The organism is Janthinobacterium sp. Bl 1, from assembly GCF_058215535.1.
The window spans coordinates 3,567,876-3,581,166 of record NZ_CM177086.1 but is presented as its reverse complement, the minus strand read 5'-3'; the positions used below and the strand labels follow the sequence as shown (position 1 = coordinate 3,581,166).

Sequence of the window (13,291 nt, the reverse complement as noted above, 5' to 3'; positions counted from 1 at the left end):
ATGAAGAACACAGGTAAAACCAGACTGAAACGCACGGCCGGCTCGCTGTTGCTGGGATTGTTATGCACGGTGGGCCTGATGAGCGAAATGGGCTACGCCCAGGCTGCCATCCCCGTGTATGGCTATTTCGTCAAGAATACCTATCCGCACGACCCTCAGGCATTTACCCAGGGCTTGCTGTTCAAGGATGGTCATTTGTATGAAAGCACGGGCCAGAACGGCCAGTCTTCCTTGCGCAAGGTGGAATTGACGACGGGCAAGGTCCTGCAGAAAAGCATGCTCGACAAAAAAGTGTTTGGCGAAGGCATCACGGACGTGGGCGATGAAATCCTGGGCCTGACGTGGGTGTCGAAGACCGGTTATGTCTTCGACCAGAAAACCTTCAAACTCAAGCGCACCTTCAGCTACCAGGGCGAAGGCTGGGGCCTGGCCAGTGACGGCAAATTCGTCTACATGAGCGACGGCAGCTCCGCCATCCGCGTGCTCAATCCGAAAACCCTGGCCGAGGTGCGTCGCTTCGAAGTCAAGGCGGAAGGCCGTGCCATCGAGCGTCTGAACGAACTGGAAATGGTCGACGGCGAGCTGTACGCCAATGTGTGGGGCGCGGACGTGATCGCCCGCATCGACCCAGCCAGCGGCAAGGTTGTCGGCTGGATCGACCTGACGGGCTTGCTGCCGCCGGAACAGCGGGGCACGGCCAATCCCGATGCCGTGCTCAACGGCATCGCCTGGGATGCACGCGGCAAGCGCCTGTTTGTCACGGGCAAACTGTGGCCCAAGCTGTTCGAGATCGAGCTGATCGAAATCCAGCGCCGTTGATGTTTTCAATTGGGCAGTGTTGCTGGCGAGGAATCGTTTAGAATTCTGATTCTTCGCCCAGTGCGACCTATACAGGATGCCATGCTGTCTCTCTCTTTATGCCGTTTGGCGGCCGCCGCCAGCCTGCTTGCCGCCGTCTGGTCCGCCGCAAAGGCGCAGACGCCCAACATGCCGGTGGTCAGGCAATACGGCGACTTTGCCGTCACGAATGGCCGTTACGACTCTCTCCTCACCTTGTCTTTCCGCCGGCACGGCTACTGGCCCGGCGGCGCGCGCGAAGTGGTGGAAGTGCGGCCCATCAAGGCCACGCGCGAAGGCCAGCCCATGCTGCTGGCCTTTACCAAGGGCTATACGGGCCAGGGCACGATACTGATCGGCTTGCAGAATGGCGAACCGCTGATGCGCCCCATCAGTCCCTTGCAGCGCGACAATATGGTGCGCACGGAGCGCGACCCCGAATGGGGCGTGCCGCAGCCAGGCCGTCCCGAGATGCTGCTGTTTCCCCGCGACGGCCGCGCGCTCGATACGGGCACGGGCGAACTGCTGTGGTTTGACGTGCCGGGCAACGTCAGCGGCGACTATCCGCATGCCATGCTGGTCTCCGTCTCGCCCGACGGGCGGCGCGGCGCCTATCTGACGAATGCGCTGACGAAGGTGGGGATTATTGTCGCCACGCGCGACGACGGCGTGGCCGGCGTGCTGGCCTTGCCGCCCGATACCTATCAACGGTGGCTCAAACCCTTGTCGGAGGCCGCTTCCGCGCAGGCGGGCGCCGCCATCAAGGCGGGCAAGGGCCGCACGGATTCGATCCGCATCCGGCGCGAACTGGAACTGGCCTGGTTCGGCCAGCAATTTGAATGGAAACAAGGCAAGAACGGCTTGCAAGTGACGGGGCTGGGCCTCATTTCCGCGCCGCCGGAAGGAAAACAGCCATGACAATATCCAAACTGATCGCCGGCTGCTGCGCCGCCTCCTTGCTGGCCGGCTGCGTGCATGGCGAAACGTTCCCCAAGGATTATCTGGCGCAAGATATCGACAAGCAGCAAGCCTTGCTGGAACTGGACGTCGTCTTCGGCAAAGAGCCCGATGACAAGCTGACGTCGCGCACGACGGCCCGCAATACCGTCGAGTACACGGGCGCGCCGCACATCGTCGTGCCGTTTTACCAGAAGGGACTCGGCTTCGACCAGGGGTTTGCCGGCACCTATATCTTTGGCGTCGTGTATCCGGTTGCCAAGGTCGAGACGGCCACCGCCAGCAGCCGCGTCTTTGGCCAGAAACTGGATGGCCAGCAGGCGGGCAACCCGCGCTACCGCTTCCGCGTGCCGGGCAAGGCGCAGTGGAACAGCAATGAAACCTTCATGCTGAGCTTTGAGCGCAAGGGCCGCCGCGAAGAAATCACTTTCCGCTTCAGCAACGAGCAAAGCTGCTCATCGGCCTTCCTGGCCACCACGCCACACTATGGTTTTCCCATCAAGGTTGTCGCCACGTTCAAGGATAATAAAGGTTGCCTGAAAGTATGCGACAGCCGCGAGCAGTGGCCCGGTTTCTGCGCCTTCCAGCCGCCGCCGGCCGCCTGACTATCACCATGCAAGCCACGCGCCGGCGCCTGCCGGTGCGGCGCTTATACACGCAGTGCTTTTGCCGATTCTATTCAATTGTCATCGAATGTGGGCCGAAAACGCCTATTTTCATGGCGTAATGCAGGCTGCGCTGCCTCCCGGTCAGCGCATAAATCTTGCCGCAAAAGTATCTTTCCCAGGCGTATGATTTCTTGCCGTAATCAGCGCGCGCAGATGGCGCGGTGCGGCCCGATATCCGAAACGCATCCTTCCTGTGGAGAGACAGAATGAAAATGCCCGTTTTAGGAAGCACCCAGCCCGCCATCAGCAACCGTCCGCTTGACATGCTGGCCACCGACACGGCGGCCGTGCGCGCCATCGCCCAGGCGGCCGTCAGCGTGGAGCTGTTCACCATTCCCCTGTACATGGCCACCATGTATTCGATCCAGGGCACGCACCAGATCAACTCGAAAGGCATCACCTATTACGAAGGCCGCCAGTGGCCGGGCATGGGCACGACGGCCCGCCCCGAACTGGCCGAGCAGAAAGCCTTCAATATCATCTTCAGCGTCTTCATCCAGGAAATGCTGCACCTGCAGATGGCGGCCAACCTGGCCACGGCCATCGGCACGGCGCCATGCTTCACGGGGTCGGAGCTGCAATCGCAGGACCACGGCTGGACCTGCTACGGCGAGCACTGCACCGTGATCCCGCACATCGTCGACTTGCAGGACACGTCCGGCTACCGCCACGTGCGCGTCAACCTGGAAGAACTGAACGACAACCAGTGCGACCTGTTCCTCGCCATCGAGCAGCCCGAGGCGCAGGCGCGCGCCCAGCTGGCCGAGTTCGACAGCCAGGACCACACGAAATACTTCCCCGAGGTGCCGCTGCCGGGCTGGACGCCGGGCAAGCACGTGCACGATCTGCCCCTGTTCGGCACCATCGGCTATATGTACGAATGCTATGCGCGCTACATCAGCATCGAATACACGGATGGCCAGACCCTGTGGCAAAAATTGTTCGTCAACGGCTCGGTGCAGCAAGACATGTTCAATAGCCGGGTCCAGGGTCATGCGCGGGCGGAATTTCCCCGCTTCGATACCTGCTTCAGCCCGCAGGACCAGGATGGCGGCCAGACGGGTTCGTTCAACAAGGCCATCGACATGATGGCGGCCATCACGGACCAGGGTGAGGGCAGCGAAGCGGCCATCCAGCGCTATCGGCGCGAAGCGGCGCAGCGTCTGATGGCCGTGCAGCCCGATTACCGCGAAGACCTGGCCGCCTTGCAGTGCGATTACCCGTCCTACACGAACAATGGCAAGGAGGCCGAATCGCGCGACGCCCAGGCGCGCCACGACAGCGCCCCGTTCGACCATTACGAGCGCTTCGGCCAAGTCAAGTCCATGCTGCCCGTGAAGACCTGGGCCGGCTGGCACAGGGAAGGCCAGCGCTGGAGCGAGGCCATGCTGACCAACGAGCGCTACAACCCGGCCACCGCGCCGAAGAACATCCCCGCGCCGGCCGACGTGGCGGGCGCCCTGAACCGCCTGAAGGATACCAGCGGCACCCTAGGAATGCTGAGCACGGTGGCCACGGGCGCCATCTACGGCATCACTTCCGTACTGGACCAGTACTGGCTGAACCAGCAACTGGACTTCCCGTATCCGTCGATGGTGGGCGCGGGCGACCGCATGGCCATTTGCTGGGCCGTACTGGGCCAGGCGCCCAACCTGGCGACGGGCGTGCCGCTGGCCGACAAGAGCGTGCTGTACCACGCTTGCCAGGGCATGCACCTCGAGGGCGAAGCATCGTCCACCTGCGCCGCGCTGGCCGTCTACCATACGTGCCGCGGCTCCAATGGCTGCCACGCTCAGGGCGGCTGCGGCTTTGCCCAGGCCGATACGGGCGGATCGTCCTGCGGCCACTCGGTCAAGGCCGCCGCAGCGCCGGGCTCGCCATGTTACGTGCCGCCACCCCCGCCGGCGGACGATAAAGTCTACAGTGCGCCCAGCGACAACAAATGCGCGAGCTTCGGCGGCTGCGCCGTGCCGATTTCGGCCTCGCAGCTGTATCCGAACACCACGGGCAAGGAACCGCCCGAGCCCGCCACCATGACCTTGTACGATTTCGGCCCCGCGCCCGAGCACCGCAGCAAGCCGCTGGGCCAGACGATGAGCTTTGCGCTGGGCGACAATGTCTACGACAAGGCCTGGGAAGCCTACGGCAAGGTGATGGCGGCGCGCGGCACGCCGGTGGGAGCGCCGCCGGCGCCCACCGACCTGCGCCTGGCCTTGCCGCCGTCGACCTGATGCGGGGCATCCTGCACGAGGCGCGGCCGCGCCTGGGCCTGCCGAACCTGGGCCTGGGCGTGGGGCTGCGCCCGCCGCACTACGAGCACATCCTGCGCCACGGGCCGCAGGTGGACTGGTTCGAGATCATCAGCGAGAATTTCATCGACAACCACGGCTATGCGCGCCACGTGCTCGAGCAGGTGGCGGCGCAGGTGCCCATCGTCATGCATGGCGTGTCGCTGTCGATCGGCAGCAGCGATCCCCTGAGCCTGGCCTACCTGCGCAAGCTGCGCCAGCTGGCCGCCGAGATCCGGCCCGCGTGGATTTCCGACCATCTGTGCTGGACGGGCGCCGCTTCGCTCAACAGCCACGACCTGCTGCCGCTGCCGCTGGACGAAGCCAGCCTGCGCCACGTGGGCGTGCGCGTGCGGCAGGTGCAGGAATTCCTCGGACGTCCCCTGATCCTGGAAAACCCCAGCACCTATGTGGAGTTTGCCCAGTCCAGCATGCCGGAATGGGAATTCCTGGGGCGCCTGGCCGAGGACACGGGCTGCGGGCTATTGCTCGACGTCAATAATGTCCACGTCAGCGCGCATAACCACGGCTATGATGCGGCCGCCTACATCCGCCAGTTGCCGCACGACCACATCGTGCAGATCCACCTGGCCGGGCCGACCGTCTGCGGCGCCATGCTGATCGATACCCACGATGCGCCCGTGCCGGCCGCCGTCTGGCGCCTGTACGCGCTGGCGCAGCAGATGACGGGCGGCGTGTCGGCCTTGCTGGAATGGGATGCGGAGATTCCCCCGTATCCGCAACTGCTGGCCGAACTGGACAAGGCGCGCGCGGCGGTGCGGGGCGAATTTACGGACGCCCAGCCAGCCAAGGTGGCCGCCGCCGTCTCGACGCCGCTGGGCTTTCACCTGGAGGCTGCCCATGCGCGGTAACGGCGCACCGCTGGCGCAATTGCAGGCCTGGTTCCTGACGGCCATGACAGCGCCCGGCGGCGCCGTGCACGGCGCGCAGCTGGCCAGCGAGCGCCACGGCCTGACGCAGGAGCAAGTGTTGAAACGGGCGCGGGGCGGGCCGGCACCGCTGCACATCCATGCGGACGGCTACGTGCAGCGCCTGCTCGAATGCCTGCAGGCCGACTATCCCGTCTTGCGCAAGGTCATGGGTGGCGAGCTGTTCGCCTTCTTTGCCCGCGCCTATGTCTGGCGCCACCCATCCGCTTCGCCCACCTTGTATGAGCTGGGCGGCGGTTTTGCCGATTTTCTCGCCGCCAGCCAGCGTGGCGCCGGGGCACAGGGAGACGCCTTGCGCTTTGCCGTCGAACTGGCGCAGCTGGAGCGGGCGCGCAGCGAGGTGGGCAGGGCGCCGGGGCTGGAAAAGCTGGCGCCGCCCCTGTTGCCTTCCGGCCTGGACTTGATGTTGGGAATGGCACCGGCCTGGCGTCTGGCGCCGTGCACGCGGCTGCTGGCGCTGTCGTTCCCCCTGTGCGCCTACTGGCAGCAGGCGCAAGCCGCGCCCGACGACGCCGTGCCGGCACAGCCGGATGCCAGTCCTGCCTTTGTCGCCATTTCGCGCCTGCATTACCGGCTTGCCATGCAGGAGTTGCAGCCGTGGCAGTTTTACTGCCTGCAGGCGCTGGCCGGCGGCGCGCCGCTGGCGCAATGCGCGCGGCAGGCGGCGCAGTCCAGTGGCAGGGAGCCGGACGAAGTGCTGGCCGACACGATGCTGTGGCTGCCCATGGCGGCTGCGGCCGGGCTGGTCACCAGCAATGCGTGAGCGGACGGCGGCGGACGCAAAAAAGGCCGATGAAAATCGGCCTCGATGCTCAGTGCAAGTATTACTTAACGGTAAAACGCTTCGACTTTGCCCTTGAGCTTGATCTGCAGCGGACGGCCGCGGCGGTCGAGCGACTTGGTGGAAGCGACCTTGATCCAGCGTTCGCTGATGCAATATTCTTCCACGTCAAGACGTTCCTTGTCGTTGAAGCGGATGCCGACGTCGTTCTCGAACACGGCTGCAACGTGATAAGGGCTGCTGGGGTCGATCGACAGGCGATCGGGCAATGGGGGTAAGGTGGTGGTATCGTTCATGGCCGTCATTATCGCCCAGAATGCGGTTCCAGACAACGGCCTTTCGCGTGCCGGCTATCTGGCTGGACGCGAAATGGCGGGTTCGGCCGTGTGCGTGGACGGTGACGGTGGTAATGAGGAACCGTGCTGCGTTCCGGTCGGGTCGGCCAGCTGGATGGTCGTGCCGTGCTGCCAGGCATCGGCCCCGTCTATGATGGCGGGCGCGGCGATATCGGCCCGCTGCCGGCGTTTTTCGGCCGAATCGATGCGGAAACGGCGGTCGCGCGCGGCAACCATGGCGGCGTCGGCCTGGCCATCGGCCGTAAAACCCATCATCAGTTGCGGCACGCCCAGGGGCAAGGTCTTGTGTACATCCGTGTGCCACGTATGCCAGGTCTTGCCATACGTGGCGACGAGTTTTTGCATCAAGGCCTTCTCGGCCACGGCGGGAATGCCGGGGGCGATCAGCTGGCCTGATTTGACTTCATGGACATGGCTGTGCCACAGCGCTTTTTCCGCCGCAGGCAAACCTTGGTACAGCCTCGCACTGACGATATATTCGACGCCCATCAGCTTGGCATCTTTGACATTGCCATCGTAGATCACGCATTGGATCAGCTCTTCATTGACGATGGCGCAATAATGGTGCGCTTCCATCTGGCCGCGCAGATTGCCATTGTAGAAATGAAAACCATCGAGATAGGCGTTCAGCGCCGCAATCGGCGGCCGGGCTTGCAATGCGTCGGCACCCGCGTCCAGCACGCGCGTGGAGACCCCGGCCGGTGCGCCCGGAGCCTCCACGTTTGATGCCGTATTCCTGGCGCCGCAGGCGGCAAGGCCGATGGCCAGCCCGGCGCACAGCATGGCCGTCAGTGCTTTCATATCAAGAAGGCGCATCGGGCCATGCCACCGGGATCAGGATTTGTCGTCATTCTTGTGGCTTTGACGTCCCGCTTCCACGTGCTGCTCATGCGTGCCGCCGCGCGTGCCGGTGCCGGAACCCGATTGCTGGCCCGACTGTTGGCCCGATTGCTGCGAGCCCGATTGCTTGTCGCCGTCATTCTTGTGGCTTTGGCGGCCTGCCTCGACATGCTGCTCGTGCGTGCCGCCCTGGGTACCGCCCGACGATTGGCGGGTGCCGGACTGTTTGTCCGACTGCTGGCTGCCCGATTGGCCCGATTGCTGTTTGTCCGATTGGCCGCCCGATTTGTCGTTGCTGTTCGAAGTCATGGTCATGTCCCCTATGGTTGGTTTGCGTAATCATCCGGTTCAACATTGGCTGCACCGTTGAGACCATTCTCGCTGCCTGCGTCGGGCTTAGCCATAGGGACACGACTTGTCGCCACGTAGGAAAACTCCGTGGTGGATGACAACCATTTCTAGATTGCTACTACAGATGCCGCGTTTCCTGCGGCGGCGCATCCCACTCGTCATGCCGGCCATCGACAAAGGTGACGGGCACTTGCGCCAGCTCGGCCGCCGAGGCGTCATCGAGGCAGTTGACGCCGATGCCGACGAACGGGCCGCTGCGGGGCGAATCGCCGCGGCCGAACGGGCGCACGCCGCAATGGCGGCAAAAATAATGGCGTTCGCGGCGCTCGCCGAAGCGGTATTCGCTCAGTCCGCCTTCACCGGCCAGCAGGCGAAAATCCGCAGGCGGGACCAGGCTGGCCCAGCAGCGGATTTTCAGGCAGTAGGAACAGTTGCAGCGCAGGCTGGGGGCCGCCAGGTCGATCTGGGCCGCAAAGCGCACGGCGCCGCAGTGGCAACTGCCATGGTAGGTTTTTTTCATCTGGGCCACTTTACAGGGTTGCCGTACTGTCATGCAACTGCTGGAATTGCGACAGCTGCTGCTGCATCAGCCGCGCATACTGGCCGCCCGCGCGCAGCAGCTCGGCGTGCGTGCCTTGCTGGCAAATCCGGCCCTTGTCCATGACGATGATGCGGTCCGCTTTCACAATCGTCGAAAAACGGTGGGCGATGATGATGGTGGTGCATCCTTGCATCAGGGTATCGAGCGCGAGCTGCACCTGCTGTTCGCTGGCGGCATCGAGCGCGCTCGTCGCTTCGTCCAGGACGAGGATTTTCGGCGCGCGCAGGATGGCGCGGGCAATCGCGATGCGCTGCTTCTGTCCGCCGGACAATTGCACGCCCCGTTCGCCGACGAGGGTCTCGTAGCCGTCCGGAAAGGCCGCAATGAAATCATGGGCATGCGCCAGGCGCGCCGCCGCCACCATCGCTTCGTGCGCCACGACCCGGTCCGGCACGGCAAAGGCGATATTGTCGGCGATGCTGCCGGAAAACAGGGCCGGTTCCTGTTCCACCACGGCCATCTGCCGCCGCAGCTGCGTCACGCCCAGCACGTGCGCATCGATGCCGTCGAACTGCAGGCTGCCCGCGTCTATCTGGTAGTGGCCCAGCACCAGGCTGGCGATGGTGGACTTGCCCGCGCCCGAAGCGCCGACCAGGGCGATTTTTTCGCCCGCGCGGATGGACAGGCTGACGCCGTCGAGGGCCGTCACTTGGGTGCGCTCGGGGTAGGAAAAACGCACGTCGCGCAGTGCGATATGGCCGGCCAGCGGCGGTTGCGGCGCCGCTTCGGGCACGGCGCGGTGGCTGCGCAGGATCTCGAAGATGCGGTCGGTCGAGCCCATCGTGCGCATCCACGTGTTCCAGAATTCGCTGATGGAGCCGGCCGTGTCCGTCACCATGCTGGCATAGATGACGAAGGCCGTCAGCTCGCCCACGCTCAAGCGGCCCTGGCCGATCAGGTGGGCGCCGAAGCACAAGGTGGTCAGCAGGGCAACGAAGGCGAGCAAGCCTTGCGCGCCCTGGAACACGGCCAGCAGCCGCGTGCCGGCCAGGGACACGCCCAGCAGCTCGCGCATCGCTTGCGCGTAGCGGGCCATGGCGCCGCCTTGCTGGTTGAACGCCTGCACCAGGCGCGCATGGGCAAAGTATTCCTGCGCCACCTTGCCGCTGGCGGCCAGGGTGGCGGAAATGGCCCGCGCGCGCTGCCGGTAATTACTGCCTGATAACTTGCCCAGATACAGACTGATGGGAATGAACAGGGCCAGCGGCAAGCTCAGCATGGGCGACAGATGCAGCAGCATGGCGATGCCGCCCAAAAACACGCACAGCGAGCGCAAGGCATTGGCCGCGCCGATCGTCAGGCTTTCATGCAGGGCCGACACGTCGGACGTGAGCCGGCTGTTCAGCTCGCCGCCATGGTGCTTGTCGAAAAAGGCGATGGGCTGATTGATTACCACGTCGAACAGGCGCCGGCGCACGCCCATGACGATCATGTGGCCGCCCGATTGCAGCAGGTAGAAGCGGGCGGCAGAGGCCAGCGCATACAGCAGGCTGAAGGCCAGCATGGCCGCCACCATGCCCGGCGCGACGCCGCGCCGCGTCAGTTCCGTCACGTTATCGATGAAATACGCGATGGCTTGCGGAAAGGCCAGTTGCGCGCCCACGGTAAGGGCCATGCACAGCAGGCCGGCGGCGATGCGCCAGCGCACCGCGTACAGCAGGCGCAGGCGTTCCAGATGGGGGCCGATGTTTACATGGTTCATGCGGCGCGCTCCTGCGACGGTTCGGCGTTCAATTGTTCGGCCAGGGCCAGCCAGTCTTCATCACCGATCAGGCCGGCTGCTTCCACCGTGCCCTCGTGATTGACGAACACATAGGAAGGCGAACTCATCAGCGGGTTCACGCGCCGGTAATCGCGCAGCGTCAGCCGCGCCGTGGCTTCCCGCAAGATGCTGCTGGGCAGAAACGTGCGCAGCCGGCGGGCCGGCTCTTCGCTGACCAGCCACAGGGCCAGACCGGCCTCGCGCGCCAGCGGCAGCAACTGTTCGATGCCGGCCAGCTTTTCCGCGCATTTCGGACAGCGGCTGGCCAGGAACAGCAGCACGGCCGCCTGGCCCGCGGCGCCCGGCTGGAAACGCGCGCCGCCAGCCAGTGGACGGGCTTGCACTGCCGGCAGGGGCTCGCCCGGCACCAGCGCCGTGGGTGCGATGCGTTCGCGGCGGCTGGCGCGCAGCACGGCCAGGGTCAGCCAGATATTGCCGGCGAGAGCGAACGCCAGCGCCGCCAGCGCCAGTTGCACGGTCGTATCATCCATCAGCCGGCCTTTGCCAGAGTGGCGATGTCGTGCAGGGAAATGACGGCCACGCAGACGATGGCCGCCAGTCCGGCGGCCAGGACCGAGGTGGCGACGGGCAGGGATGCCGTCTGCTCAAATGCGAAATAGGCACCGTTGATGCCGACCGCCAGCACGTTGCGCAGCAGGTCGTACTGCGACACGGGCCGCGCCGCTTCGCCAAAGCAGCTGCAGCGCACCACGCTGTGCGTGAAGTAGCGCCAGGCCAGCACGGCCGTGAGGGTACTCAGCAGCACGAGCGACAGCAGCATCGGCAGCTGCGTGCCGCCCGCCAGCAGCCAGCCGGCCAGCAGCAGTTCCGCCGTCACCAGGGCCGGGGCAGCCGCTTTGGCGGCAGCGGGCGCCACGCCGAACGAAGTGGACAGGTTGCCGCGAAAGTCCCCGTAGCTACGCAGTTTGCCTACGCTGGCCGCCAGCAGCAGCAAGGCGATGACATAGCGCGCGATATCGGACAAAAACGTGAGAGATGTCAGCATTGTGTGCTCCACAGCGGCGCGAAGCCGCCCGGACGCTGGCGCCGCAGCTGCACGCCGTCACGCGACGCCAGCAGGGCATCGTTCCACGGCTCGTCGGGCGCGCTGCGCAGGGCGCCGCCTATGCTCGATTGCAACTGCGTCGAGATGGCCCAGCCCAGCCGTTCGGCGTGGACATCGCGGGCCATGTTCAAGCCCAGCTGCGCCAGCTCTTCGCGCGTCAACGCATAGTTGTGCGAGTGGTACCCGGTCACCAGTTGCGCGACAATGGCGCGCCGCGCTTCTGGCGTGGCATCGGGCAATTGCCAGGCCAGCAATTCCTCGCCGATCTGCGCCAGCTCCAGCGTGGTGCGGTAAAAGGCCGTCAGGGAAGGGGGGAAGATGCTGCCGCACAGCAAGGACAGCGATTGCTGGCGCGCCTCGGCCGCATCGACGCCGAACCACTGCTGCGCCATGTCGCCAAACACCTTGATGTCCAGGCTGGACATGGAGCCGCCGTCGGCGCCATCGAGCTGCGGGTCGATGGGCGAGAACAGGGCGAGGTCGCCGGCGATGATCTCATCGGCGCCCAGGGCCAGCAAGGTGGCGGCCGACTGGCAGTGGAAGGGCACGATAAAGCTCAGGTGGCGCGCATGCTGGCGCAGCAGAAGGGCGATGCGCCGCGCCGCGTTGACGATGCCGCCGCGGCCGTGCAGCACCACGTCGAGGCGCGCCACGGGGCCGATGCCCTGGCACAGTTCATACAGGGCGGGCAGCAGTTCCATGTCCAGGTGCGAGGCGGCCAGGACGATGGCGCGGCTATCGCGTGCCAGCTCCAGTTCGCGCAGCTGGTGGGGAATCTGGTTCAGGTCTGGCTGCGGCATAAGACTCCTTCGATCAGGGTAGTGGCCACGCTTTCCAGCAGGGGCAAGGCGGGCACCAGTTGTTGCACATACAGAAATTGCCCAACAGGATTGTTTTCCAGGAAAACATATTCGCCTTCGGGCGTGACGATGAGGTCCAGCGCGCCATACTCGAGCCCATAGCTGTGCACGAAAGCGAGGCAGCGCTGCCGTATGTCATCGGGCAAGGTGCAGGCTTCATAGCGGATGGGGGCCGACATGTCGCGTGAATCGATGGCCGTGCGCGCATCGTCCTGCGAATACAGGCGCGCGGCAAACAGTTGCTTGCCGATTACGGTGACCCGCAATTCATATTGCTTGGCGATATATTCCTGGAATTGGCAGCTCAGCTCGCTGACGGCGTCCAGGCTGTCCTGCATGGCGTCGTCGACGATGGTGGTGCCGAGGCCGGCGCTGACCCTGTCCACGTCCTCGACGGCTTCGGCGGCCAGGCTGGGCGTGGACATGGATTTGAAAATGATGGGGCCGCCGACGGTGGCGCGGAAAGCGCGCACGTCGTCGGGTACGTTGGTAATCACGGTGGCGGGCACGCGAAAACCCATGCGCGCGGCCCGCGCCAGCTGTTCGCCTTTCCATTGGGCGCTGCGCAGGGCCTGCGGATGGCTGAGCCAGTAACAATCGAGTCCGTACAGTACGCTGAAGATCGCTTGCTCCGTTTCCAGCTGGGCGTAGGCGCGTTCCTGCGGCGTCAGGTCGGCGCTGGCGTAGGCATAGTCGGCCGGCTTGCGCAGCCAGACGGCACCCACTTGCTGCAAATCTATCCAGTCGCCATCGGGCAAACGGCGCAGGCGCGCGCTGGCGCGGCCGTCCAGCAGACGCTGGCACAGCTGGTAATCGCGGGGAAAGGCGTCGAGATCGATACGGAAGGGGGCATGGCCGCGCTCGGCCAGGATAGGGGAAACCAGGTCGGCGTGCAGATCGCCGCTATGGCTGATAATCAATACCTTTTTATGCATTCAGGGGCCTGCGGCGAAGGAAAGTAAAAGGCCTTGCCG

General features: G+C 64.8%; 15 protein-coding genes. 6 read left to right on the top strand and 9 right to left on the bottom strand.

Annotated elements, in window-relative coordinates:
- From AC4BCN_RS15920 to AC4BCN_RS15895, 6 genes are all read left to right on the top strand, one after another.
- On the top strand, nt 1-819 hold the full coding sequence (locus AC4BCN_RS15920; protein ID WP_485882720.1) for a glutaminyl-peptide cyclotransferase: 819 nt from the start codon (nt 1-3) through the stop codon (nt 817-819).
- Between the two features lie 81 nt (nt 820-900).
- The gene (locus AC4BCN_RS15915; RefSeq protein ID WP_490491199.1) at nt 901-1,755 is read left to right on the top strand and encodes a hypothetical protein; all 855 of its coding nucleotides are present in this window, start codon (nt 901-903) and stop codon (nt 1,753-1,755) included.
- Nucleotides 1,752-2,399 (top strand): hypothetical protein, encoded by a 648-nt coding sequence (locus AC4BCN_RS15910; RefSeq protein ID WP_070302371.1) that lies wholly within the window; start codon nt 1,752-1,754, stop codon nt 2,397-2,399. Before AC4BCN_RS15915 ends, AC4BCN_RS15910 begins: the two co-directional genes overlap by 4 nt.
- A 269-nt stretch (nt 2,400-2,668) precedes the next feature.
- Nucleotides 2,669-4,693 (top strand): ferritin-like domain-containing protein, encoded by a 2,025-nt coding sequence (locus AC4BCN_RS15905; protein WP_490491198.1) that lies wholly within the window; start codon nt 2,669-2,671, stop codon nt 4,691-4,693.
- Entirely contained in the window at nt 4,693-5,622 is a 930-nt protein-coding gene (gene bufB / locus AC4BCN_RS15900) for an MNIO family bufferin maturase (protein WP_490491197.1), read from the top strand. Before AC4BCN_RS15905 ends, bufB begins: the two co-directional genes overlap by 1 nt.
- Nucleotides 5,612-6,463 (top strand): HvfC/BufC family peptide modification chaperone, encoded by an 852-nt coding sequence (locus AC4BCN_RS15895; protein WP_490491196.1) that lies wholly within the window; start codon nt 5,612-5,614, stop codon nt 6,461-6,463. Before bufB ends, AC4BCN_RS15895 begins: the two co-directional genes overlap by 11 nt.
- Nucleotides 6,464-6,528: 65 nt before the next feature.
- Here AC4BCN_RS15895 and AC4BCN_RS15890 read toward each other — a convergent pair whose 3' ends face one another.
- From AC4BCN_RS15890 to AC4BCN_RS15850, 9 genes are all read right to left on the bottom strand, one after another.
- Nucleotides 6,529-6,777, bottom strand: a complete 249-nt coding sequence (locus AC4BCN_RS15890) for a DUF3297 family protein (RefSeq protein ID WP_010398340.1) — start codon at nt 6,775-6,777, stop codon at nt 6,529-6,531.
- A gap of 54 nt (nt 6,778-6,831) precedes the next feature.
- Entirely contained in the window at nt 6,832-7,638 is an 807-nt protein-coding gene (locus tag AC4BCN_RS15885; RefSeq protein WP_139089072.1) for an OBAP family protein, read from the bottom strand.
- Nucleotides 7,639-7,671: 33 nt separating this feature from the next.
- Nucleotides 7,672-7,986 (bottom strand): hypothetical protein, encoded by a 315-nt coding sequence (locus tag AC4BCN_RS15880; protein WP_051990946.1) that lies wholly within the window; start codon nt 7,984-7,986, stop codon nt 7,672-7,674.
- Nucleotides 7,987-8,146: 160 nt separating this feature from the next.
- Nucleotides 8,147-8,548 carry a GFA family protein gene (locus tag AC4BCN_RS15875; protein ID WP_490491195.1) on the bottom strand — a complete coding sequence of 134 codons (402 nt, stop codon included), beginning with the start codon at nt 8,546-8,548 and terminating at the stop codon, nt 8,147-8,149.
- A 10-nt stretch (nt 8,549-8,558) separates the two neighbouring features.
- Nucleotides 8,559-10,331, bottom strand: coding sequence for an ABC transporter ATP-binding protein (locus AC4BCN_RS15870; protein ID WP_490491194.1), 1,773 nt, complete (start codon nt 10,329-10,331; stop codon nt 8,559-8,561).
- Nucleotides 10,328-10,882, bottom strand: coding sequence for a thioredoxin domain-containing protein (locus AC4BCN_RS15865; RefSeq protein ID WP_490491193.1), 555 nt, complete (start codon nt 10,880-10,882; stop codon nt 10,328-10,330). The genes AC4BCN_RS15870 and AC4BCN_RS15865 overlap by 4 nt, the downstream gene beginning before the upstream one ends.
- A complete protein-coding gene (locus AC4BCN_RS15860) occupies nt 10,882-11,397 on the bottom strand; it encodes a MauE/DoxX family redox-associated membrane protein (protein WP_139089065.1) in 516 nt (171 codons plus the stop codon). Before AC4BCN_RS15860 ends, AC4BCN_RS15865 begins: the two co-directional genes overlap by 1 nt.
- Nucleotides 11,391-12,257, bottom strand: a complete 867-nt coding sequence (locus AC4BCN_RS15855; RefSeq protein ID WP_490491192.1) for an SDH family Clp fold serine proteinase — start codon at nt 12,255-12,257, stop codon at nt 11,391-11,393. Before AC4BCN_RS15855 ends, AC4BCN_RS15860 begins: the two co-directional genes overlap by 7 nt.
- Nucleotides 12,239-13,252: an ATP-grasp domain-containing protein gene (locus tag AC4BCN_RS15850; RefSeq protein ID WP_490491191.1), complete on the bottom strand. Its 1,014-nt coding sequence runs from the start codon at nt 13,250-13,252 to the stop codon at nt 12,239-12,241. The genes AC4BCN_RS15855 and AC4BCN_RS15850 overlap by 19 nt, the downstream gene beginning before the upstream one ends.
- Nucleotides 13,253-13,291 lie beyond the last annotated feature (39 nt).